The following is a 22,218-nucleotide window of genomic DNA, read 5'->3' as shown; positions in this document are numbered from 1 at the left end:
ACGCCGCCGTGCGGGACGCCACGCCGTGAGTCGACCCTCCCGCGGCGGCCCGCGCCCGCCCGGCCGGCTGGTCGATCTCGCGGCGCTCTTGGCGGTGGTCGTCGTGGCGCTGGCGTTCGCGCTGACGCCGTTCGCCGCGGCGGCGCGGCCGGCGGACTGCCCGGCGGCGGCTTCGCTGGCGCCGGCGCGCGCCGGCGCCTTCGAGCTGCTCGGCACCGCGCGGCTCGAGCGTCGGCCCGGCACGACGACGCAGCACCTCGGCGGCCTGTCGGGCATCGATTTCGATGCACGCAGCGGCTCGTGGTACCTGCTCAGCGACGAGCGCGGCGAGCGCGCGCCGCCGCGCTTCTACCCGGCGCGCATCGCCTTCGACGGCCGCCGCTTCGGCGCGATCGAGGTGCTGGCGCCGGTCGCCTTGCCGCTGGCCGACGGCGAGCGGCCCGACCCGGAGGCGCTGCGGCTGCTGCCTTGCGCCGGTCTGCTCGCCTGGGCCAGCGAAGGCGACGGGCCGACGCTGCAGCCGCCGTCGGTGCGGCTCGTCACGCCGCGCGGCGTGCCGGCCGGCGTGCTCGCCTTGCCGGGCAACCTGCGCCCTTCGGCGGATCCGTGCTGCGGCGCGCGAGCCAACCGCAGCCTCGAAGGGCTGGCGCTGTCGACCGACGGCCGCGAGCTGTGGCTCGCGATGGAGTCGCCGCTGACCGAGGACGGCCCGCTGCCCGACGTCGACCACGGCGCGACGGTGCGCTTCACGCGGCTGCCGCTGGCCGGCGCGTCGGTGTCGAAGGCTTCGCAGTGGGCCTACCGGCTCGACCCGGTGCGCCAGCCGGGCCGCGCCGGCCGCCATCGTTCGGACAACGGCGTGAGCGAGATCCTCGCGTTCGGCGACGGCTCGCTGCTGGTGGTCGAGCGCGCGGGGCACGAGGTCGAGCCCGACCGCTTCGCCTTCGAGGTTCGCCTCTACCAGGCCGGCATTGACGCCGCCGACGACATCGCCGGCCAATCCGCCTGGAACGACACCGGCGGCCGGCCGATGTCCAAGCGCCTGCTGCTCGACCTGGCGACGCTCGGCCTGCCGCAGCTCGACAACATTGAAGGCGCCGCCTGGGGCCCGCGGTTGCGCGACGGCCGTGCGACGCTGGTGCTGGTCTCCGACGACAACTTTGCGGCCAACCAGGTGACGCAGTTCCTCTTCTTCGCGGTGGGCGCGCGGTGATGCGGCGTCGCGGCGCGCTCGCCTCGATCCTCGCGGCCGCGCTGGCGCTCGCCGGGTGCGCGGCCGCGCCGCCTTCGGCGCCGGTGCGCCTGACGGTGCTGCACACCAACGATCACCACGGCCGCTTCTGGCGCGGCGCCGACGGCGAGGCCGGGCTCGCGGCGCGGCGCACGATCGTCGATGCGGTGCGCGCCGAGCTGCGCGCCGAAGGCGGCCACGTGCTGCTGCTCGACGCCGGCGACGTCAACACCGGCGTGCCCGAGTCCGACCTGCAGGACGCCGAGCCCGATTTCCGCGGCATGTCCGCGCTGCGCTACGACGCGATGGCGGTCGGCAACCACGAATTCGATCGCGGCGCCGAGGTGCAGCGGCGCCAGCGCACCGAGTGGTCGAACTTCCCGTGGCTGTCGGCCAACGCGCGGCAGGACGGCCGGCCGATGTTCGAGCCGCACCGCATCTTCGAGCTGGGCGGGCTGCGCGTCGCGGTGCTCGGCCTCACCACCGAGGACACCGCGCGCATGCGCATCGACACCCGCTACCCGGGCGTCAGCTTCGAGCCGGCGATCGCCGAAGCCGCCCGGCGCGTGCCGGCGCTGCGGCGCGACGCCGACGTCGTCATCGCGCTGACCCATCTCGGCCACCACGTCGACGGCCGCCACGGCAGCGCCGCGCCGGGCGACGTCGAGCTGGCGCGCGCGGTGCCGGGGATCGATCTGGTGGTCGGCGGGCACACGCACAGCCTCGTGTGCATGCTCGAGGAAAACCGCCGGCGCGAGACCTACGAGCCGCAGGCGCCCTGCGCCCCCGACCGGCAGGGCGGCGCCTGGATCGTGCAGGCCGGCGACCGCGGCCGCTTCGTCGGCCGCATCGATCTCGAATGGCATGACGGCCGACTCGTGCTGCGGCGCTACCGGTTGATCCCGGTGAACCTGGGCACCGGCACGCCCGTCGCGGAGGACCCCGCGACGCTGGCGCTGCTCGATCCCTTCGTGCGCCGGGCGGCGGCCGCGCTCGACGCGAGCTTCGGCCACGCCGCCGGCCGCTTCGACGGCGAGCGCGAGCAGGTCCGCGGGCGCCGCAACCCGCTCGGCGTGCTGGTCGCCGAAGCCATGCGGCAGGCCGCCGACGCCGACCTCGCCGTGCTCAGCAGCGGCGGCCTGCGCGCCACGCTTCCCGAGGGCCCGGTGACCCGGCGCGGGCTGCTGACGGTGCTGCCCTTCGGCAACCGGCTGGTGGTCGTCACGATGCCCGGGAGCGAATTGCGCAGCTACCTCGACGCGGTCTTGCGGATGACGCCCGGCTCCGGCGCGTTCGCGCAGTACAGCGGCCTGGTGCTCGACGGCGCCACGACGGCCGGCGCGCGCGTCGGTGGGCGGCCGCTCGATCCGCAGCGCAGCTACCGGCTCGCGCTGCCGAGCTTCATCGCCGCCGGCGGCGATGGCTACCCCGACCTGCGCTCGCATGCCGGCTACCGCGACACCGGCCTGATCGACAGCGCCTTGCTCGGCGACTTCATCGCCGCGCGCGGGCGTGTCGCGCCCGAGGAGTTCCAGCCGTGACGGGGCTGAAGACCTTCGCGCTGCGGGCCGCGGCCATGGTCGCGCTGGTGGCGCTGCTCTACGCGATCAAGCCGGCGCCTCCGGCTGCCGGTGCGGGCGCCGGCCGGCCCGCGAGCGCGGTGCTGTTCGTCAACGGCACCCTGGGCGACAAGAGCTTCTACGACTCGGCCGAGCGCGGCCTGCGCGCAGCGCGCGACGAACTCGGCTTGCGCACCCGCGTCGTCGAAGCCGGCAACGACCCGACGCGCTGGGAGTCGGCCCTCGCCGATCTGGTCGAGGGCCAGGACTTCGACGTCGTGATCACCGGCGGCTTCGCGGTCACCGCGCTCGTGCAGCGGCTCGCGCCGCAGTTCCCGCGCACCCGCTTCATCGTCTTCGACGCGGCGGTCGATCCCGCGCGATGCCGCTGCGAGAACGTGCACTCGATCCGCTTCCGGCAGAGCGAGGGCAGCTACCTGGCCGGGCACCTGGCCGCGCGCGTCGCGCAGGAAGGCCAGCCGGGCGCCGCGCCGCTGCTCGGCTTCGTCGGCGGCATGCAGATCCCGGTGATCGACGACTTCCACGCCGGCTTCGCAGCGGGCGCGCAGGCCGCGGCGCCGGGTGCACGCATCGCGCGCCAGTACGTCAACTCCTTCACCGATCCGGCGACCGCGAAGGAGATCGCGAAGGCGATGTACGGCCAGGGCGCCGGGCTCGTCTTCCATGCGGCCGGCGGCTCGGGGCAGGGCGTGATCGAGGCGGCGTCCGAGGCCGGCCGGCCGGTGATCGGCGTCGATGCCGACCAATACGCCGTCGTCGGCGCGACGCACCCGGCGCGCGCCCGCGTGATCGTCACCTCGGTGATGAAGAACGTCGACGTCGCGATCCGCCGCGCGCTGCAGGCGCACCACGAGGGCCGGCTGGTCTATGGCGGCGTCGAATCGCTCGGGCTCGCCGAGGGCGGGGTGTCGCTCGCGCCCGGCGCCCCGCGCTGGACTGCGGGCCGCCCCGAGCTGAAGGCCGAGCTCGACGCGCTGCAGCGCCGCATCGCCGCCGGCGCGCTGCGCCCGCCGAGCGTCTTCGCCCGCGAGGCTGCCGAATGAGCGCGCCGGCGACGCCGAAGCTGCGGGTCGCGGCGCTGAGCAAGCGCTATCCGAACGGCGTGCTCGCCAACGACGCCGTCTCGCTCGAGGTGGCGGCCGGCCGCGTCCACGGCGTTCTCGGCGAGAACGGCGCGGGCAAGTCCACGCTGATGAAGATGCTCTACGGGCTCGAGCGGCCCGATGCCGGCGCGATCGAACTCGACGGCACGCCGCTGCGCCTGCGCGGGCCGGCCGACGCGATCGCCGCCGGCATCGGGCTGGTGCCGCAGCACCTGCAGCTCGTCGGCTCGATGACGGTCGCCGAGAACGTCGTGCTCGGCGACGAGCCGCTGCGCGGCCTGCGTTTCGACCGTGCCCGGGCCGAGCGCGAGGTAAGGGCGCTGGCCGAGCGCTGGAGCCTCGCGGTGGATCCGGCGGCCGGCGTCGCCGGGCTGTCGATCGGCGAGCGCCAGCGCGTCGAGATCCTCAAGACCCTGCGGCGCGGCGCGCGGCTGCTGCTGCTCGACGAGCCGAGCGCGCTGCTGTCGCCGCCCGAGGCGCAGCGGCTGTTCGGCGCGCTCGCGGCGCTGGTGCGCGCCGGCCTGACGCTGGTGCTGATCACGCACAAGATGGCCGAGCTGTGCGAGTTCTGCGACGACTTCACCGTGCTGCGCACCGGCCGCGTCGCCGGCGCCGGGCGGGTGCGCGAGCACGCCGCGGCGCGCATCGCCGAGATGATCGTCGGCCGCCCGCTCGAGCCGCGCGCCACGCCGCGCGCCGAAGCCCCGGTGGTTCGCGCGGCGGCGGCGCCCCTCGTGCGCGTGCGCGGCCTGTCGCTTGCACGGGCGCAGGGCCGCCCGGCGCTCGATGCGCTGTCGTTCGACATCGCAGCCGGCGAGATCCTCGGCATCGCCGGCGTCGAAGGCAACGGGCAGGACAAGCTGGCCGAGCTGTTGTGCGGCGCCGTCGCGCCCACCGCCGGCAGCGCCGAGATCGACGGCCGCGGCTTCGTCGGCCGCGGCGTGCGGCATGCGCGTGCGCTGGGCGTCGGCTGCATCGCCGAAGACCGGCTGCACGGCGGCCTCGCGCCGCAGCTCAGCGTGGCCGACAACGCGGCGGCGCTCGACTACTTCGCCGCGCCCCTGTCGCGCCGCGGCGTGCTCGATCCGGCCGCGCTGCGCCGGCGCGCGCGCGGGCTGATCGATGCCTTCGGCATCCGTGCGCGCGACGAGTCGGTCGCGGTGACCGCGCTGTCGGGCGGCAACATGCAGAAGCTGCTGGTCGGCCGCGAGCTGGCCGCGCGGCCGCGGCTGCTGATCGCGAGCCAGCCGACGCGCGGCGTCGATCTCGGCGCGGCGCAGACGCTGCGCCGCGCGCTCGCCGAGCTGCGCGATGGCGGCGCCGCGCTGCTGCTGATCTCGGCCGACCTGGACGAGCTGTTCGAGCTGGCCGACCGCATCGCGGTGCTGTTCGAAGGCCGGCTGGTCGCCTGCTTCGACGCCGGCACGGCCGACGCCCAGGCGATCGGCCGTTGCATGACCGGCATGCGCGCCGATTCCGTGCTGGCGGAGCCCGCCTGATGGACGCTTCTCTGCGCCGCTCCTTCGTCGCGGTCGCCGTCGCGCTGGCCGCCGGCTTCCTGCTGACCTGCTGCGTCAGCGACGAGCCGGTGCGCGCCTACCGCGTGCTGCTCGCCGGTGCGCTGCCCGACCTCGCCTGGAGCGCCGACGGCGGCTGGACGCTGCGGCGCCTGACGCGCTTCAGTGCGGTCCTGGAAGACACGATCACGCTCGCGCTGCTGGGCCTCGCCGTGCTGTTCGGGCTGCGCGCGCGGCAGTTCTCGATGGGCGCCGACGGCCAGCTGTTCGTGGCCGCGCTCGCGGCCGCCTGGGTCAGCGTGCAGCTCGCGGCCTTCGGCGCGCTCGCGCTGCCCGCGGCGGCGCTCGCGGCGGTCGCGGCCGGCTTCGCCTGGGGCGCGATCCCCGGCGTGATGAAGGCGCGCTGGCAGGCCAACGAGATCGTCACGACGCTGATGCTCAACATCGTCGGCATCCAGCTCTACCGGCTCGTGATCACCCACGCCTTCAACGACCCGGCGGCCGGCTTCCTGGCGGCGCCCGCGTTGCCCGAGGCGGCGATGCTCGCGCCGTGGTGGCCGCGCACGCGGCTCACCGCCTTCGTGCTGCTCGCGCCGCTGGCGGTGCTGGCGGCCTGGTTCGTCCTGCACCGCACGACGCTGGGCTACGAGATCCGCGCGGTCGGCGATGCGCCGGACTTCGCCGCGCGCTGCGGCATGCCGGTCGCGCGCACCGTCGTGCTGTCGATGGCGCTCGGCGGCGCTTTCGCGGGGCTGGCCGGGCTGCACCTGTCGAACGCCGTGTTCCTGCGCCTGCCGGTCGAGCTGAGTCCGGGCATCGGCTTCGAGGGCCTGGTCGTCGCGCTGCTCGCGCGCAACGAGCCGAAGGCGGTGCTGCCGGCGGCCCTGTTCTACGCCTACCTGAAGGCCGGCGGTGCGGCGATGGAGCGATCAAGCGACGTGTCGCGCGAGGTGGTGCTGGTCATCCAGGCGCTGATCGTGATGTGCGTCGTCTGCGAGCGCTTCGTGCCCGCCGCGCTGGCGCGCGCCTGGCAGCGGCGCACGCGGGGGGCCGCCGCATGAGCGCCGAGCCGGCGGCGCTGGCGCTGGTGGCCGCGGCGGTGTTCGCCGCCTGGATGCGCGCGGCCGCGCCGATCGTCTTCGGCGCGCTCGGCGCGCTGGTCTCCGAGCTGGCCGGCGTGATCAATGTCGGCATCGAAGGGCTGATGCTGGTCGCCGCGTTCTTCGGAGTGGTCGGCTCGGCGTTCGTGCCGGTCTGGTTCCCGCAGCTCGCCGGCTGGGCGCCGTGGGTCGGCGCGGCCGCGGGGCTGGCGGCGGCGCTGCTGCTGGCCGTGCTGCTCGGCGTGTTCCACCTCGAGTTCGGCGCCGACCTGATCGTCGCCGGCATCGGCCTGAACCTGCTCGCGGCGGGGCTCACCGTGTTCCTGATGGTGACGATCAGCGGCGACAAGGGTTCGACCGCGAGCCTGGCCAGCGCCACGCTGCCGAGCCTGCGCGTGCCCGGCCTCGAGGCCGCGCCGTTGCTCGACGCATGGATCAACGGCGAAGGCGGCGAGGGCCATCACCTGCTCGTGTACGCGGCCTTCGTCGCGGTGGCCGCGACCGCGTGGGCGCTGCGCCGCACCCGCTTCGGGCTGCGGCTTCGCGCGGTCGGCGAGAACCCCGAGGCCGCGCGCGCGGCCGGCGTGCCGGTCAAGCGCGTGCAGTACCTCGCGCTGGCGGCCAGCGGCCTGCTCGCCGGACTCGGCGGCATCTACCTGAGCATGGGCTACCTGAACCTCTTCCAGGCCGACATGTCGGCCGGGCGCGGCTTCCTCGCGTTGGCCGCCGTCTTCCTCGGCGCGCGCCGGCCGCTCGGCACGCTGGGCGCGGCGCTGCTGTTCGGCGCTTCGGCGGTGCTGGCCGCGCAGCTCGGGCTGCTGAACGTGCCAGCCCAGGCGCTCTACATGCTGCCGCCCATCGTCACGCTGCTCGCGATGCTGGTCATCGCCGAGCGCCGCATGCGCCGCGAGCGGCGCGCGCTGCAACGCGCCGCCGCCGCCCAGGCCGCGGCGGCCAACCCTTCTTCTCTCGCACCAGGAGCTTGATCGACATGGACACGCTCGACAGGATCCGCGGCTCGCTGTTCCTCGCCGGCATGGGCGATGCACTCGGGGCCCAGACCGAACAATGGACGATCGCCGAGATCGCCGAAGCGCACGGCGGCCTCGTCACCCGCTTCGGCACGCCGCCGCCCGACACCTTCGCCGGCGCCAACGGCGGCCGATCGGCCGAGGTCACCGACGACGCGAGCCAGATGTACTACCTCGCGCGCGCGCTCGTCGCCGGCGGCGGCGCGCTCGACCGCGCCGGCTGGATCGCCTGCCTGCTCGACTGGGCCGACACCTGCCCGAAGGCCGGCTTCATGGGGCCGAGCACCGAGGGCATCGTCAAGGCGCTGCGCCGCGGCGAGGACGTCTCGCGCGTGGGCGTGATCGGCCGCTCGAGCCGCAAGATGACCACGGTGGGCAATACCAATGGCGCGGCGATGCGGGTCGCGCCCTGCGGGCTGGTGCATCCGGGCGACCTCGAGGCCGCCTGCGAGCAGGCCTTCGTCACCTGCCTGCCTTCGCACGACACCGACGTCGCCATCTCCGCGGCCTGCGCGATCGCCGCCGGCTGCGCGCAGGCCATGGCCGGCGACGGCCTCGACGGCGTGCTCGGCGCCTGCCTGCGCGGCGCGACGATCGGCGAACGGCTCGGCCGCGAGCGCGCCCGTGCGGTCGCCGGGCCGCAGGTGCTCGCCCGCGCTGAGATGGCGCTGGAGATCGCGGGCCGCGCCGGCGGCGACGACCTGCGCTTCCTCGCCGAGATCGAGCGCAAGGTCGGCAATTCGGTGCTTGCCGCCGAATCGGTGCCGGCGGCCATCGGCGTGCTGGCCTATGCGAAGGGCGACCCGCTGCGCACCATCGCGCTGGCCTCGTCGATCGGCAACGACACCGACTCGATCGCCGCGATGGCCGGCGCGATCGTCGGCGCGATGGTCGGCGAGCGGCGCCTGCCGGCGGCGCTGCTGGCCGAGTTCATCGAAGCCAACCGTGCCGACTACGCGCTCGACGCGCTGGCCGAGGGGCTGGCCGCGATCGCGGCGCAGCCCGCCGCCGAGGTGCCGCGATGAACGCGCCGGCCACGGGTACCGGGCGCTACGACCTGGTCGCGGTCGGCGATCCGGTGCTGGACATCGTGATCCGCGGCTCGCGCCTGCCGCGCTGGGACGACAAGCAGCTCGGCGCGTCGGCGCAGCGCTTCGCCGGCGGGACCGAGGCCAACGCCGCCTGCGCGGCCAGCCGCCTGGGGCTGGCGGTGGCGATGTTCGGCAGCCTGGGCGACGGCCCCGAAGGCGGCTTCCTGCTCAGCGAGCTGCAGCGCTACGGCGTCGGTTGCGGCTGGCTGTCGCGCCGCAGCGGCGTCTCGACCGCGACCGCCATCGTCTACGTCGCCGACGGCGGCGAACGCGCGATCACCTTCGTGCCCGCGCGCGACACCGCCGACCGCAGTGACCAGCTCGGCGCGATGCTGCGCAGCACCCGCTGCGTCTACACCGTGCCGTACGACGCCGCCGCGCTCGACCGGCTCGCCGCCGCGGCGCGCGGCACGGGCACCGAGCTCGCGGTCGACATCGAGCGCGCGGTGGTGGCCGCGCCCGGCGTGTGGACGGCGGTGGCCGGCAGCGCCGACCTGATGTTCTTCAACGAGTCGGGCTTCTTCGCGGTGGCCGGCCGCGCCGCGACGATCGAGGCCGCCCAGGCGCTGCGGCGCACGACGCGCGCGCGCGTGCTCGTCGTGACGCTCGGCGCGCTCGGCGCGCTGGCCGTCGACGACCAGGGTCGCGCCGCGCTGCAGGGGGCCTACCGCGCGCGCGTGGTCGACGCCACCGGTGCCGGCGACTGCTTCAACGGCGCCTTCCTCGCCGCCCACCTGCGAGGCGCGGATCTGCAGGCCGCGCTCGCGCAGGGCTGCGCGGCGGCGTGCCTGTGCGTGGAAGCGACCGGCGCGCGCGCCGTGACGCTGAGCGCGCAGAGCGTCGCCGAGGTGCAGCAGTCGCGCACCGCCGCCTGCATCGCCGCCGAACTGGAGGCGCGCCCTTGAGATCGCTGCTCGTGTTCGGATCGATCAACCTCGACCTCGTGATCCGCGTGCCGCGCCTGCCGCAGCCCGGCGAGACGCTGATGGGCGGCGCGCTGCGCCTCGCACCCGGCGGCAAGGGCGCGAACCAGGCGCATGCGGCCGCGCGCTACGGCGTGCCGGTGCGGCTGGCCGGCGCGGTCGGCGACGACGACTTCGCCGGCATCGCGCTGGCCGGCCTGCAGCACGGCGCGGTCGATCTGCGCGCGGTGCGCCGGCTGCGCGGCGCGGCTACCGGCGTCGCGACGATCCACGTGGCCGACGACGGCGAGAACGCGATCGTCGTCTCGCCCGGCGCCAACGAGGCGCCGTGCGCCGACTGGATCGGCGCCCAGGGCGCGGCCGACACCAGCGTGCTGCTGCTCCAGATGGAGGTGCCGGCGGCGCAGTCGCTCGCGCTCGCGCGGCGCGTCAAGGGCTGCGGCGGCCGCGTGCTGTGGAACCTGGCGCCGGCGCACGGGCTGGCGGGCCTGGACACCGCTTGCATCGATTGGCTCGTCGTCAACCGCCATGAGCTGCAGGCGCTGGCGGCGTCGCGGGGCCTGGAGGCCCCGACGCCCGAGGCCTGCATCGAGCGCGTCGCCGCGGCCACCGGCTGCACGGTGATCGCGACCCTCGGCGCGCAAGGCGCGCTCGCCTGTACGCCGTCGGGCGCTCGCGGCACGGCGGCCGCGCTGCCGGTAGCGGTCTGCGACACCACCGGCGCCGGCGACACCTTCTGCGGCGTGCTCGCCGCCGCCTTCCACGAAGGCGCCGGGCTGGACGATGCGCTCGCGCACGCCACCGCCGCCGCCAGCCTCGCCTGCCGCCAGCACGGCGTGCAGGCCGCGCAGCCGACGCGCGCCGAGATCGAGGGGGCGGTCCGATGAGCGCGCTCGATGTCGTGATCGATTGCGACCCTGGCATCGACGACGCGCTCGCGCTGTTCGTCGCCGCCGCGTCGCCCGAGCGGCTGCGGCTGCTCGGCGTGAGCTGTGTCGCCGGCAACCGGCCGGTCGAGACCACCACCGCCAACGCCTGCCGCGTGCTCGGCGCGGCCGGCCGCACCGATGTGCCGGTCCATGCCGGCGCCGCGCAGCCGCTCGCGCCGCACCCGGCGCGCTGCAACCTCGTGCACGGCGAAGACGGCCTCGGCGGCGTCGCGATCGATGCGCCGCCGGCCGCGCAGGCCGAGCTGGCGGCGAGCTTCCTGCTGCGCACGCTGGGCGACGGGCCGGCCGGCAGCGTCACCGTGGTCGCGCTCGGGCCGCTGACCAACCTGGCGCTGGCCGAGCGCGCCCGGCCCGGGCTGCTGCGGCGTGCGCGCTCGGTGGTGGTGATGGGCGGCGCGGTCACCTGCCCCGGCAACGTCACGCCGCGCGCCGAGTTCAACTTCCACGCGGACTCGGTGGCGGCGCAGGTGGTGCTTGCGGCCGGCGCGGAGGTCGAGCTGTTCGGGCTTGACGTGACCTCGAAGGCGGTGATGTCCGCCGCCTGGATCGACTCGCTGGCCGCGCTCGACGGGCGTTGCGCGGCGCTCGCGCACCGGATGCTGCGCGCCTACGCGACGCAGGACGCGCTGCTGCACGACGCCTGCCCGCTCGCGTGGCTGCTGCGCCCCGCGCTGTTCGCTTCGCAGTCGTGGCGCCTCGACGTCGACGCCTCGCCCGGCGACAGCCAGGGGCAGGTGCGCGGCGAGCCGATCGCCGGCTCGATCGCGCTCGCGCGCGGCGCGGCGCGCGTGCACACGCAGGTCGACACCGCCGGCCTGCTGGCGCTGGTGGCGCAATGCCTGGCGCGCCTGCCGTGAGCGCGGCTCAGAACCGCAGCCGGTTCGCGTAGCCCGTCATCTCCAGGTAGCCGCGGCCGACGCGCGCGCCGCGCGCGTCGAGCAGATCCGACAGGCCCTCCCAGTACACGCTGCCCGTCGAGCCGCTGCCGTCGAGCTCCTGGGCGTCGAGCCGCGCCTTCACCTCGAAGCGGCCGGCGGGCGTGTCGACGCGCCACTCGACCGGGTAGACCGCCTGCGTCGCCGCGCTGCGCCAGCGCCGCCCCGGCTCGAAGCCGACTTCGTCGGCGCCGAAGTTGCGCAGTTCGCCGCGGGCCGATCGGAAGCTGCCGCCCGCCCACAGCGCACTGCCGTCGGCGCGGCGCAGCCGGAAGGCGGTCAGCGCGCCGCCGTCGTCGAGGTTCATGCCGATCCAGTCCCAGCCGACCGCGTCGGGCGCGAGCAGCGCGTCGCTCCATTCGTGGTCGAGCCAGGCGCGGCCGGTGACCGTCAGCGTGCGGCCCTCGATGCGCAGGCTGCCGCGCACCGCGAGCTGCGGCTCGCTGAGGTACAGGCTCGCCTGGTCCGGCTGCGGCCCCTTGCGCGAATAGCCGCCGTCGCCCTGGCGCAGCACCGGCTGCGTCGCGACGAAGTCGAGCTCGTAGCCGAAGCCGGCCGCGGCGTTCGCCTCGACGACGGCGCGGTAGCGGTGGCCGGCCGGCGCGCTCGCGTCGGGCAGGCGCGCGAGGCTCCAGTCGCGCAGGCGCACCTGCGTGTCGGCGGTCGAGGCCTCGGCGATGCCGAAGCCGGCCCGGGCGATGCGCTGGTCGTGGCGCAGCCGGCGCGCGAGCGGATCGGTGATCGCCGCATGCGCGAACAGCAGCTGCCGGGCGGCGAAGCGGCTCGGCGAATCGGCGGCGAGGCCGGTGCGGCTGCGAAAGAAGGTGATCTGCCCGCCGTAGGGCTCGGCGCTGCCGGGCACGTCGAGCGCGGCGGTGATGTACCACCACTCGATCGCCTGCTGCGGATGCGAGCCGAAGTCGCGCGGGAACGCGAGCGGCGCGCCCGGGCGCACGGCGCCCGGCTCGCGCGCGGGCGGCGGCTCGGCTGCCGGTGCGGGCGCAGGGCGCGGGGTGCCGGCAGGCGCGGCGGCGCCCGCGCGGCGCGAGGCGAGCAGCGCCAGCGCCGCGCCCAACAGCTCGCGCCGAGCCGGGCGCCTCACCAGTCCTCCTTCACCGCGGCGATCGCGTCGCGCGACGCGGCGTGCCGCGCGGCCACCACCGCCGTCAGCGTGCCGGCGGCCACCACCGCGAGCGCCAGCGCCGCGAGCCGCGCGAGCGGCAGCCGCAGCTCCATCGTCCAGTGAAAGCTCTGCGGGTTGACGACGTGCACCAGCACCACGCTGACCGCGAGGCCGAGCAGCGTGCCGAGCAGCGCGCCCGCGGTCGTCCATGCGAAGCCTTCGCCGGCGACGACCGCCAGCACCTGCCGCCGCGTGAAGCCCAGGTGCGCGAGCAGCCCGAACTCCTTGCGCCGCGCGAGCACCTGCGCCGAGCCGCTGGCCGCGATGCCGAACAGGCCGATGCCGATGGCCACCGCCTGCAGCCAGTAGGTCACCGCGAAGCTGCGGTCGAAGATGCGCAGCGAGATCGCGCGGATCTCGCTGGCGCGCGCGAACTCGAGCGGCTCCTGGGGCGCGGCGGTGCCGTCCGGCGCGGCGAGCTGCGCGGCGCGCTCGCGCAGGCGCTGCTGCACGGCATCGAGAGCGGCGCCGGGCATGAGGCTCAGCGCGAGGTCGTTGACGCGGTCGTCGCCGGTGAGCGCGACGAAGTCGCCGCGATCGACCGCGACCGCGCCGAACTGGCGTGCGTAGTCGCGCCACACGCCGCGCACGAAGAAGCGGCGCGAACCGCCGGCCAGCGGCAGCGCGAGCGTCGTCCCCGGCCGCGCGTCGTAGAGCGTGACCATCGCCTCGCTGACGTAGAGGCTGGGCAGCGCCGCATCGGCCGGCAGGAGCTCGCCGACCAGCGGCAGCGACCGCGCCGGATCCGCGAGCGGGCGCGCGATCAGCGTGACGGCCGGCCGGGCCGGATCGAGCGGCAGCGACAGCGCGCGCAGCGCCTCGCCGCGCGCGACCTCCGGCATCGCGAGCGCGGCCTCGACGAAGTCGGGCGGCAGCCAGGCGCCCTCGGCGCCGGGCGCGCCGCCGGGCGCGGTGCGCACGTACAGGTCGGCCGGCAGCACCACGTCGAGCCACTGCGTCACCGCGTCGCGGAAGCTCGCGACCATCACCGTCAGCGCGACGGCCAGCGCCAGGCTCGCGACGACGCCGGCCACCGCGATCGTCGCGCTGTGCCGCAGGCGCCGCGCGCGTTCGAAGGCGAGCAGCAGCAGCGGCTGCGACGGCCGCGGCGCCAGCTTCAGCAGCAGCCCGACGCCCGCCGGCACGCAGGCGATGCCGCCGACCAGCAGCAGGGCCACGGCGACGTAGGCCGCGAATGGCAGCCCGCCGATCGGCGGCAGCAGCGCGAGCAGCGCGCCGGCGAGCATCAAGGCCGGCCCGGCCCAGGCCTGGGGCGACGCGGTACCGCGCGCGCGCGCGACGAAGACGTCGCCCAGCCCCTTCAGGCCCTGCGCCGGCGCGAGCCGCTGCGCGCTGCGCGCCGGCAGCCACGCACCGACCAGCGCGGCCGCGACGCCAAGTGCGCCGTAGATCAGCGCCGCGAGCGCGTCGAAGCGCAGGCTCGGCGCGACGCCGGGAAAGTAGCCGCCGCCGAGATCGCCGCCGAGCCAGTGCAGCGCCGCGTACGCGAGCGCGGTGCCGGCCGCGAGCCCGAGCGCGCTGCCGACACCGCCGAGCACGAGCGCCTCCGCAAGCACCAGCCCAAGGCGATCGCGCGCCGCCAGGCCCAGCACGCCGAGCAGCGCGAATTGGGGCTGGCGCTTCGCGACCGACAGGCTCAGCACCGAGAACACCAGGAAGGCGCCGGTGAACAGCGCGACGAGCGCGAGCACGGTCAGGTTCACCCGGTAGGCGCGCGACAGGTTCGACAGCCGCGCCTCGCTCTGCTGCGGCGTCGCCGCGCGCAGCCCTTCGGGCAGCGTCAGCTCGCGCTGCAGCGCGGCGGCGTCGGCGCCGGGCGCGAGGCGCAGGTCGAGGCGGTCGATGCGGCCCAGCCGGTCGAACGCGGTCTGCGCGCCGGCGATGTCGGTCACCGCGAGCGCCGCGCCGCCGGCGGCGACGCGCCCGGCGACCGCGAATACGCGCTGGCCGAGGCCGCTTTGCAGCTGCAGCCGATCGCCCGGCTGCAGGCCCAGCGTGCGCTCGGCCGCGGCATTGAGGAAGACGCGCGTCGGGTCGAGGATCGCGAGCCGGTCGTCCGTGCCGACGGCCCGCGCATCGACCCGCGGCAGCAGGCCCGGCGACAGCGCCGGCGCGACCAGCGGGTCGAGCCCGAGCAGCTTGATCGGGCGGCGCCGGCCCGAGGCATCGAGCGCGTAGGTGTCGATCTCGATGACCGGCGAGGCGAGGCTCACCTGCGGGTGCATCGCCACGCGGCCGTAGACCGCTTCGTCGAAGCCGCCGGTGCCGGCGCGCACGCTGAGGTCGGGTTCGCCGTTGACGCTGCGCACCGCCGCGCCGAACTCGGCGAGCGCCGAGCCGTTGATCAACTGCACCGCGAACGCGAGCGCGACGCCGAGCGTCACCGCGAGCACCGCGGCCGCATGGCGCAGCGGGTGGTGGCGCAGCTCGGGCCAGGAGAGCTGTCCGAGCAGCACAGGCAGGGCGGCGGTGGCGCGCATCGCGGCGGGGGGCCCGGCTCAGGCGGCGACGATGCCGCTCGCGGTCAGGCGCAGCACGCGATCGGCGCGCGCCGCGGCGGCGGCGGAGTGGGTGACGAGCAGACAGGCCGTGCCCTCGCGCTCGAGCTCGGCGACCAGCGCATCGAGCACCTTGTCGGCGGTGCCGGCGTCGAGGTTGCCGGTCGGCTCGTCGGCGAGGATCAGCCGCGGCTTGTGCACCAGCGCGCGCGCGATCGCGACGCGCTGCAGCTGCCCGCCGGAAAGCTGCTGCGGCAGCCGGTCGCCCAGGCCCGCGAGGCCGACACCGGCCAGCATCTGCGCGACCCGCGGTGCCGCGGCGTCGCGCTTGTGGCCCAGCAGCAGCAGAGGCAGCGCGACGTTGTCGGCGACGCTCAGGTGCGGCAGCACGTGGAAGGCCTGGAAGACGAAGCCCAGCGCGCGCCGGCGCAGCGCGGCCTGCTGGGGCTCGGCGAGGCGCGTGACCTCGGCGCCGTCGAGCCGGACGCTGCCTGCGTCGACCGTGTCGAGCCCGGCGATCGCATGCAGCAGCGTCGATTTGCCGACACCCGATTCGCCGAGCAGCGCGACGAATTCGCCGGCGCGCAGTTCGAGCGACACCTGCTCGAAGACGGCGCTGTCGCCGTAGCGCTTGGCCAGGCCTTCGACACGAAGCAACGGCGTCATCGGTGCGAGCCGGTCATCGGGAGCACCGAGCGCAGGACTTGCTCGGCGGCATCGGCCGCGTCACACGCGACGACCTGCCGCCATGGCATGGAGCGCAGCCAGGTCATCTGCCGCTTCGCGAGCTGCCGCGTCGCCGCGCTGCCGCGTTCGAGCAGCTCGTGCCATGCGGCGCTGCCGCGTTCCAGGTCGGCGCCCGCATCGAGCGCCTCCCACACCTGCCGGTAGCCGACGCAGCGCATCGACGCGAGCGAGGCGTTCAGGTCGGCGCGCGCGCGCAGGCCGCGCACCTCGTCGATCAGCCCGGCGTCGAGCATCGCCGCGAAGCGCTCGCCGATGCGCCGGTGCAGCCAGCCGCGGTCGGCGGGTTCGAGCGAGATCAGCGCGATGCCGGCCGGCGCGGAACGCTCGGCTTGGAAGTCGCGCGTCAAGCGGCCCGTCGTCAGGCTCGACATCGGCCGGCCGGTCATGCGATGCACTTCCAGCGCGCGCTGGATGCGCTGCGCATCGCGCGGCGCCAGCCGTGCCGCGGTGAGCGGATCGACCTGCGCCAGCTGCGCGTGCAGCGCCGGCCAGCCGCGCTCGCGGGCTTCGGCGTCGATCGCCGCGCGCAGCGCCGCGTCGGCGGGCGGCAGCGGGTCGATGCCGTCCCAAAGCGCCTTGAAGTACAGCATCGTGCCGCCCACGAGCAGCGGCCAGGCGCCGCGTGCGCGGATCGCGGCGACGAGCCGGCGCGCATCGGCGGCGAAGCGCGCGGCGGAGTAACTCTCGGCCGGATCGACGAGGTCGATCAGGTGGTGCGGCAGCGCCGCACGCTCGGCTGGGCTGGGCTTGGCCGTGCCGATGTCCATGCCGCGGTAGACGAGGGCCGAGTCGACGGAGATCACTTCGAGGGGCAGGTGCTCGGCGAGCGCGAGCGCGGCGGCGGTCTTGCCGGCGGCGGTCGGGCCGGCGAGGGCGATCACTTCGAGCGGCTTCATGCCGCACGGCGCGCGAGCGCGCGGCTGCGGCCGCGCGGGCGCACGGCCTCAGACCTGCGCAGGCTCGCCATCGCGCTGCACCCAGGTCCAGGCGACGAGCGCCGTCGCCACCGCGCAGCCGCCCACCGTGTAGGCCAGGGCGCGCGGCGTGCCGTCGAAGCGCCAGCCGAGATAGGAGCCGATCGCGAAGGCGGTCACCGCCAGCGCGAAGCCGGCGAGCGAGGCCGCCGCGCCCGCTTCCTGGGGGAAGGCGCCGACCGCGCCGGCCTGCCCGCAGGGCTGGTGCTGGCCGTGGCCCACCGCATACAGCAGCTGTGGCAGCACGACTGCCCAGATGCTGCGCACGTCGGCAGCCGCCAGCGCCGCCATCGAGAGCCCGCCGGCAAGGCTCAGCCAGGCGCCGCGCGCGACCGTTCCGCGCGGTCCGAAGCGCGCCAGCCAGCGCCGGCAGACGACGGTGCCCGCGACATAGGCGACCGAACTGCTCGCGACCACGAGACCGCAATCGAGACTCGACCGCCCCAGCACCTCGATCAGCACGAACGGCGAGCCGGCCAGGAAGGCGAACACGCCGCCGTAGGTACAAGCCGTCAGCGCCGTGTAGGCGCGGAACTGGCGGTGCCGAACGATGCGCCACCACGCGGCGGCAAGCCTGGCAGGCTGCAGCGCGTCGAGCCGCAGCGCCGGTGCCGTCTCGGGCACCCGCAGCGCGACGAAGCCGAGCGCCCCGGCCGCGTAGATGCCGAGCACCGCGAGCGTGGCGCGCCAGCCTAGTCCTACCGCCACCAGCGCGCCGGCCAGCGGGCAGGCCAGCGCAACGATCCCGAGCCCGGTGAGGCCGCGCGACATCGCCGTCATGCCGTCGCGCGGCGCGTACAGGTCGCGCACCATCGCGCGCGCACACACCACCGCGCAGGCAAGACCGACGCCCTGGACCGCGCGCCATGCGACGAGCGCTTCGATCGACGCGGCCACGGCGCCGCCGAAACCGGCCAGCGCGTACAGCGAGAGCCCGCCCAGCAGTAGCGGCCGTCGGCCGTAGCGATCGGCGAGCGGGCCGGCGACGAGCTGCGCGAAGCCGAAGGCGAGCAGCAGCGCCGACAGGCTGAACTGCGCCTGCCCCGCGCTCGCGCCGAGCGCGGCGCGCAGCGCCGGCAGCGCGGGCAGGTAGAGATCGGTCGAGACCGGCTGCAGCCCGAGCAGCAGCGTCAGCGCGACGATCGCCGTCCTGCCCTGCACGCGCTCGCGGGCGGGAGCGGCGATCGGGGTTGCGCTCGGCTGCTCGACGACGGCCATCGGCGCCCGTTCAGAACGTCTCGAACGGGCCGAGGTAACGCCACTGGCCGGGCGCCATCTCCCCCAGGCCCACGCGGCCGATGCGGATGCGCTTGAGCGCGAGCACCTGCAGGCCGACCGCCTCGCACATGCGGCGGATCTGGCGGCGCTTGCCTTCGCGCAGCACGAAGCGCAGGTGCTGCTCGTTCGCCCACGAGACCTTCGCCGGCTTCAGCGGCTGGCGATCGAGTTCGAGGCCGTGGCGCAGCTGCTCGAGCCGGTCGGCCGGGAAGGCCTGCTTCAGGTCGGCGGCGCCGGGCTGCTCGGCCCAGGCGACGTGGACGACGTACTCCTTCTCGATCTTCGTGTCGGCGCCGATCAGCGCCTTCGCGACGCGGCCGTCCTGCGTGAGCACCAGCAGGCCGGTGGAATCGACGTCGAGCCGGCCGGCCGGCACCAGGTGGCGCAGCTGGCTCGGGTGGAAGCGCATCGGCTGGTGATCGCCGCTCCAGCGGCTCGCCGCGTTGACCAGCGTCGCGGCCGGCAGGTGGCCGTCCTCAGCCTGGCCGCTGACGATGCCCAGCGGCTTGTGCAGCAGGATGGTCACGCGCTTGGCCTGCTCGCTGCGCGCGATCGGATCGACCTCGATGCGCTGGCCGGGATGCACCCGCGCGCCGAGCTGGTCGACCACCTCGCCGTCGACGCGGACCAGCCCGCGCTCGATCCATTCGTCGGCCTCGCGGCGCGACGCGAGGCCGAGTTCGCTCATGCGCTTGGACAGGCGGGGCAGTTCGTCGGCGGCGCTGGCCGGCAGGGCCGGAGCACGCGGGGCAGGACGCGGCGCGCGAGCGCGCAGATCGTCGGCGCGCGGCGGCGCGCCGTGCGCTCGCACCGGCCCAGCGCGGCGCTCGTCGGGCCGCACGCCGCGTGTTTCGGCACGCGGACGGCTGTCGTCGCGCCGCACGCCGCGCGCTTCAGGACGCGGACGGCGCTCGTCGGGCCGCACGCCGCGCGCCTCGGGGCGAGGACGGCGCTCGTCAGGCCAAGGGGCGTGTGCGTCGGCGCGGCCACGGCGCTCGTCGCGCGCCGCCGGGGCGCCGCGATCGTTCGGGTTGCGCCGCGGCCGGCCGGTTTCGGCGCGCTCGCCGGGCCGCGGGCGTCGCTCGTCGCGTTCGTTCCGCTCGGCACGTTCCGCGCGCTCCGCCTGCGCCTGCGCGAGCGTCGGATGCACGCGCTTGATGCCGCCCGCGCGCAGCGGCGCGCGCTTCGTGCCCGGCGGTTGCGCCGCGCGTTGCTTGTTCAACTTGATCGTCGCCATGGTCGCTCGATTGGAGCATGCGACCCGCGACGCCCCGGTGCGCGGACGCTAAGGACTCGCTGCGCCCAAGGGCGGCAGGACGCCCGCGCCACCCAGCCCGAACAGCTCGTGCAGGGCCTCGCGGTAGGCCGCCTCGCCGACCGCGTTGGTGCTGTGGTGCGAGCCGCCGTCCACCAGCAGCCAGCGCTTGGGCTGCGCGGCCTTGTCGTACAGCGAGCGGCCGAGCGCCGGCGGGATCAGGGTGTCCTTGCTGCCGTGGACGATCAGCACCGGCGCACCGACCTCGCCGATGCGCTCGACCGCCTCGAAGCGCTGCGTGATGAGCGGCCCGAGCGGCAGCCAGCCCCAGCGCATGCTCGCGAACACGTCGGGGATGCTCGTGAAGCTGCCTTCGACGATCAGCCCGGCCTCGTCGGTCACCCGCGACGCCAGGTCCACCGCGATCGCGCCGCCCAGCGAGTGGCCGAAGATGTAGCGCGGCGCGGCCGGCTGCCGTGCGGCGAGCCACTGCCAGGCGATGCGCGCGTCCTCGCGCGCCAGCGCTTCCGAAGGCAGCGCGGCCGAACTCTTGCCGAAGCCGCGGTAGTCGATCGCGAGCACGCTGAAGCCGAGCTCGCTCATGCGGCGCACGCGGCTCGCGCTGCCGGTCACGTCCCAGCGCGCGCCGTGCAGGTAAAGCAACACCGGCGCATCCGCCTGTGCGCGCGCGAGCCACACGCCATGCAGCCGCGAGCGCGCGCCGGTCTCGGCTGAAGCGAAATCGATCCAGACGTCCTCCATGCCGAGCGTCGCGTTCGGCCCGGCCCAGGGCGTTTCGGTGACGGGCCGGAAGATCCACTCGCGCTGCCGCTCGTCGAGCGTGGAGCAGCCGACGAAGACGGCCAGGGCGAGCAGCGGCGCAAGGAGGGCGGCCAGGCGGCGAGCCGGGCGGCGGAGGAGGGGAAGGCGGAGTCGGACGGTCGGGTACTGCATCGGCCAGAGGAGAAGACGGCGGAAGAGGTGGGTCAGCGGCCCCGGAGGAAGCGCGCGTCGAGGTCCTTCAACGTGAGTTGACGCCAGGTCGGCCGTCCGTGGTTGCACTGATCGGCGCGTTCGGTGCGCTCCATGTCACGAAGCAGCGCATTCATCTCGTCGATCGTCAGCCGGCGGTTCGCACGCACCGCGCCGTGGCAGGCCATGCTGGAGAGGATCTCGTGCTGCGCGCGGGCAATGGCCTCGCTGGCTTCGTGCTGCGCCAGCTCGGCAAGCACCGCGCGGGCGAGCGCGACCGCATCGCCGCCGCCCAGCGCCGCCGGCTGCGAGCGCACCGCCAGCATCCCCGGCCCCAGCGGCGCGACGTCGAGCCCGAGCCGGCGCAGCGTCTCGACGTGGCTTTCGGCGGCGGCGATCTCGGCCGCGGTCGCGGCGAAGCTCGCCGGGATCAGCAGCGGCTGCGCCTCGATGCCGTCGGCCTGCCGCTCGGCGAGCGCGGCCTTCAGCCGCTCGTAGACGACGCGCTCGTGCGCCGCGTGCATGTCGACGATCACCAGGCCTTCGTCGTTCTCCGCGAGGATGTAGATGCCGCCGAGTTGCGCGAGCGCTCGGCCCAGCGGTTGACCGGCAGGCCGATCGACGGGCGCGTCGGGCGGCACCGCCGCCGCCGCGGGCTCGCCGGGCCACGCGAAGCGGGGCTCCCCGGCGACCAGCCGCAGCGGCTGCTGCTTCGCCGGGGCGGGGTAGGCGACCGGCGCCGAAGCTTCGTTGGGCTCGAACAGCGCCGGCCGCGCGACCTCGGCGCGCGGCAGCGCGAGCGCCGCCTCGGCGGCACGGCGCACCGCCTCGTGGATCGCGCGGCCGTCGCGGAAGCGCACTTCCATCTTGGCGGGGTGCACGTTGACGTCGAGCCGGGTCGCGTCGAGCTCGATGAAGAGCAGCCAGCTCGGCTGGCGCTGGCCGTGCAGCACGTCGTCGTAGGCGCTGCGCAGGGCATGCGCGACGAGGCGGTCGCGCACGTGGCGGCCGTTGACGTAGAGGTACTGCAGGTCGGCGCGGGCACGCGCGGCATCGGGCAGGCCGACGCGGCCCGAGAGGCCGCACACGGCGTTCGGGCCGCGCAGCGGCACGGCGCGCGCGGCGGCCGCTGCGTCGAGCGCGCGGCTTCCGCGCAGGAAGTCCTCGCCGAGCGCGTCGCGCACCCGTTGCTCGGCGCTGCCGCGGCGCCATTGCGCGACCGGCTTGCCGTCATGCCACACGAAGAACGCCACCTCAGGGTGCGCGATCGCATGCCGGCGCACCGCCTCGACGCCGTGCGCGAGCTCGGTCGCGTCGGTCTTCAGGAACTTGCGGCGCGCCGGCGTCGCGAAAAACAGCTCGCGCACCTCGACCGTGGTGCCGGTCGCGCGCGCCGCCGGCGCCAGCTCGCCGGAGCGCGCGTCGAGGCGCAGCGCATGCGGCGCGCCCGCGGCGCGGCTGGTGATCGCGACCTCCGCGACCGAGGCGATCGCCGCCAGTGCCTCGCCGCGGAAACCCAGCGTCGCGACGCTCTCCAGCTCGGCGAGCGAGCCGATCTTGCTGGTGGCATGGCGTTGCAGGGCCAGCGCGAGCTCGTCGGCCGGGATGCCGCTGCCGTCGTCCTCGACCGCGATGGCGCGCACGCCGCCGGCGGCGAGCCGCACGGTGATCTCGGTGGCGCCGGCATCGAGCGCGTTGTCCACCAGCTCGCGCACGACCGAGGCGGGCCGCTCGATCACTTCGCCGGCCGCGATCTGGCTGATCAGCTCCTCGGGCAGCGCGCGGATGGGCCGGCGCGCGGCGGTGGAAACGGGCGCTCCGGCGTGCAT

General features: G+C 75.6%; 18 protein-coding genes. 10 read left to right on the top strand and 8 right to left on the bottom strand.

Annotated features, from left to right (window positions below; translation table 11 throughout):
• Positions 1–25 precede the first annotated feature (25 nt).
• From VFR90_RS14260 to VFR90_RS14215, 10 genes are read left to right on the top strand one after another with little or no spacing between them, the layout of a single operon-like run.
• A complete protein-coding gene (locus VFR90_RS14260; RefSeq protein WP_326406805.1) occupies positions 26–1,213 on the top strand; it encodes an esterase-like activity of phytase family protein in 1,188 nt (395 codons plus the stop codon).
• The gene (locus VFR90_RS14255; RefSeq protein ID WP_326406804.1) at positions 1,213–2,772 is read left to right on the top strand and encodes a 5'-nucleotidase C-terminal domain-containing protein; all 1,560 of its coding nucleotides are present in this window, start codon (positions 1,213–1,215) and stop codon (positions 2,770–2,772) included. Before VFR90_RS14260 ends, VFR90_RS14255 begins: the two co-directional genes overlap by 1 nt.
• On the top strand, positions 2,769–3,854 hold the full coding sequence (locus VFR90_RS14250; protein WP_326406803.1) for a BMP family lipoprotein: 1,086 nt from the start codon (positions 2,769–2,771) through the stop codon (positions 3,852–3,854). The genes VFR90_RS14255 and VFR90_RS14250 overlap by 4 nt, the downstream gene beginning before the upstream one ends.
• Complete coding sequence (locus VFR90_RS14245; protein WP_326406802.1) at positions 3,851–5,413, top strand: ABC transporter ATP-binding protein; 1,563 nt, start codon at positions 3,851–3,853, stop codon at positions 5,411–5,413. Before VFR90_RS14250 ends, VFR90_RS14245 begins: the two co-directional genes overlap by 4 nt.
• Positions 5,413–6,492 carry an ABC transporter permease gene (locus tag VFR90_RS14240; RefSeq protein WP_326406801.1) on the top strand — a complete coding sequence of 360 codons (1,080 nt, stop codon included), beginning with the start codon at positions 5,413–5,415 and terminating at the stop codon, positions 6,490–6,492. The genes VFR90_RS14245 and VFR90_RS14240 overlap by 1 nt, the downstream gene beginning before the upstream one ends.
• A complete protein-coding gene (locus VFR90_RS14235; protein WP_326406800.1) occupies positions 6,489–7,517 on the top strand; it encodes an ABC transporter permease in 1,029 nt (342 codons plus the stop codon). The genes VFR90_RS14240 and VFR90_RS14235 overlap by 4 nt, the downstream gene beginning before the upstream one ends.
• Positions 7,518–7,522: 5 nt before the next feature.
• The gene (locus VFR90_RS14230; protein WP_326406799.1) at positions 7,523–8,587 is read left to right on the top strand and encodes an ADP-ribosylglycohydrolase family protein; all 1,065 of its coding nucleotides are present in this window, start codon (positions 7,523–7,525) and stop codon (positions 8,585–8,587) included.
• On the top strand, positions 8,584–9,558 hold the full coding sequence (locus VFR90_RS14225; RefSeq protein ID WP_326406798.1) for a carbohydrate kinase family protein: 975 nt from the start codon (positions 8,584–8,586) through the stop codon (positions 9,556–9,558). The genes VFR90_RS14230 and VFR90_RS14225 overlap by 4 nt, the downstream gene beginning before the upstream one ends.
• The gene (locus VFR90_RS14220) at positions 9,555–10,463 is read left to right on the top strand and encodes a ribokinase (protein ID WP_326406797.1); all 909 of its coding nucleotides are present in this window, start codon (positions 9,555–9,557) and stop codon (positions 10,461–10,463) included. Before VFR90_RS14225 ends, VFR90_RS14220 begins: the two co-directional genes overlap by 4 nt.
• Positions 10,460–11,383 carry a nucleoside hydrolase gene (locus VFR90_RS14215; protein WP_326406796.1) on the top strand — a complete coding sequence of 308 codons (924 nt, stop codon included), beginning with the start codon at positions 10,460–10,462 and terminating at the stop codon, positions 11,381–11,383. Before VFR90_RS14220 ends, VFR90_RS14215 begins: the two co-directional genes overlap by 4 nt.
• A 7-nt stretch (positions 11,384–11,390) precedes the next feature.
• Here the strand turns inward: VFR90_RS14215 and VFR90_RS14210 are convergent, their stop codons facing one another.
• From VFR90_RS14210 to mutL, 8 genes are read right to left on the bottom strand one after another with little or no spacing between them, the layout of a single operon-like run.
• Positions 11,391–12,566: a lipocalin-like domain-containing protein gene (locus tag VFR90_RS14210; protein ID WP_414676541.1), complete on the bottom strand. Its 1,176-nt coding sequence runs from the start codon at positions 12,564–12,566 to the stop codon at positions 11,391–11,393.
• Positions 12,560–15,145 carry an ABC transporter permease gene (locus VFR90_RS14205; RefSeq protein ID WP_326406795.1) on the bottom strand — a complete coding sequence of 862 codons (2,586 nt, stop codon included), beginning with the start codon at positions 15,143–15,145 and terminating at the stop codon, positions 12,560–12,562. Before VFR90_RS14205 ends, VFR90_RS14210 begins: the two co-directional genes overlap by 7 nt.
• 18 nt (positions 15,146–15,163) lie before the next feature.
• The gene (locus VFR90_RS14200) at positions 15,164–15,829 is read right to left on the bottom strand and encodes an ABC transporter ATP-binding protein (protein WP_326406794.1); all 666 of its coding nucleotides are present in this window, start codon (positions 15,827–15,829) and stop codon (positions 15,164–15,166) included.
• On the bottom strand, positions 15,826–16,806 hold the full coding sequence (gene miaA / locus VFR90_RS14195; protein WP_326406793.1) for a tRNA (adenosine(37)-N6)-dimethylallyltransferase MiaA: 981 nt from the start codon (positions 16,804–16,806) through the stop codon (positions 15,826–15,828). The genes VFR90_RS14200 and miaA overlap by 4 nt, the downstream gene beginning before the upstream one ends.
• A 48-nt stretch (positions 16,807–16,854) precedes the next feature.
• Positions 16,855–18,102, bottom strand: coding sequence for a multidrug effflux MFS transporter (locus VFR90_RS14190; RefSeq protein WP_326406792.1), 1,248 nt, complete (start codon positions 18,100–18,102; stop codon positions 16,855–16,857).
• A 10-nt stretch (positions 18,103–18,112) separates the two neighbouring features.
• On the bottom strand, positions 18,113–19,399 hold the full coding sequence (locus tag VFR90_RS14185) for a pseudouridine synthase (protein WP_326406791.1): 1,287 nt from the start codon (positions 19,397–19,399) through the stop codon (positions 18,113–18,115).
• A 48-nt stretch (positions 19,400–19,447) separates the two neighbouring features.
• Positions 19,448–20,371: an alpha/beta hydrolase gene (locus VFR90_RS14180; RefSeq protein WP_326406790.1), complete on the bottom strand. Its 924-nt coding sequence runs from the start codon at positions 20,369–20,371 to the stop codon at positions 19,448–19,450.
• A 32-nt stretch (positions 20,372–20,403) separates the two neighbouring features.
• Positions 20,404–22,218: a DNA mismatch repair endonuclease MutL gene (mutL, locus tag VFR90_RS14175; protein WP_326406789.1), complete on the bottom strand. Its 1,815-nt coding sequence runs from the start codon at positions 22,216–22,218 to the stop codon at positions 20,404–20,406.

It is taken from the genome of Methylibium sp. (assembly GCF_035762065.1).
Taxonomy (GTDB): domain Bacteria; phylum Pseudomonadota; class Gammaproteobacteria; order Burkholderiales; family Burkholderiaceae_C; genus Methylibium.
The sequence above is the reverse complement of the archived record's forward strand: the minus strand, read 5'-3'. Positions and strand labels throughout refer to the sequence as shown.

Bases quoted from the DNA above. Each gene is read 5' to 3' on its own strand.
- VFR90_RS14255 (WP_326406804.1), top strand. From the start codon at position 1,213: ATGCGGCGTCGCGGCGCGCTCGCCTCGATCCTCGCGGCCGCGCTGGCG.
- VFR90_RS14245 (WP_326406802.1), top strand. From the start codon at position 3,851: ATGAGCGCGCCGGCGACGCCGAAGCTGCGGGTCGCGGCGCTGAGCAAG.
- VFR90_RS14240 (WP_326406801.1), top strand. From the start codon at position 5,413: ATGGACGCTTCTCTGCGCCGCTCCTTCGTCGCGGTCGCCGTCGCGCTG.
- VFR90_RS14235 (WP_326406800.1), top strand. From the start codon at position 6,489: ATGAGCGCCGAGCCGGCGGCGCTGGCGCTGGTGGCCGCGGCGGTGTTC.
- VFR90_RS14230 (WP_326406799.1), top strand. From the start codon at position 7,523: ATGGACACGCTCGACAGGATCCGCGGCTCGCTGTTCCTCGCCGGCATG.
- VFR90_RS14225 (WP_326406798.1), top strand. From the start codon at position 8,584: ATGAACGCGCCGGCCACGGGTACCGGGCGCTACGACCTGGTCGCGGTC.
- VFR90_RS14215 (WP_326406796.1), top strand. From the start codon at position 10,460: ATGAGCGCGCTCGATGTCGTGATCGATTGCGACCCTGGCATCGACGAC.
- VFR90_RS14205 (WP_326406795.1), bottom strand. From the start codon at position 15,145: ATGCGCGCCACCGCCGCCCTGCCTGTGCTGCTCGGACAGCTCTCCTGG.
- VFR90_RS14200 (WP_326406794.1), bottom strand. From the start codon at position 15,829: ATGACGCCGTTGCTTCGTGTCGAAGGCCTGGCCAAGCGCTACGGCGAC.
- miaA (WP_326406793.1), bottom strand. From the start codon at position 16,806: ATGAAGCCGCTCGAAGTGATCGCCCTCGCCGGCCCGACCGCCGCCGGC.
- VFR90_RS14190 (WP_326406792.1), bottom strand. From the start codon at position 18,102: ATGGCCGTCGTCGAGCAGCCGAGCGCAACCCCGATCGCCGCTCCCGCC.
- VFR90_RS14185 (WP_326406791.1), bottom strand. From the start codon at position 19,399: ATGGCGACGATCAAGTTGAACAAGCAACGCGCGGCGCAACCGCCGGGC.
- VFR90_RS14180 (WP_326406790.1), bottom strand. From the start codon at position 20,371: ATGCAGTACCCGACCGTCCGACTCCGCCTTCCCCTCCTCCGCCGCCCG.
- mutL (WP_326406789.1), bottom strand. From the start codon at position 22,218: ATGCACGCCGGAGCGCCCGTTTCCACCGCCGCGCGCCGGCCCATCCGC.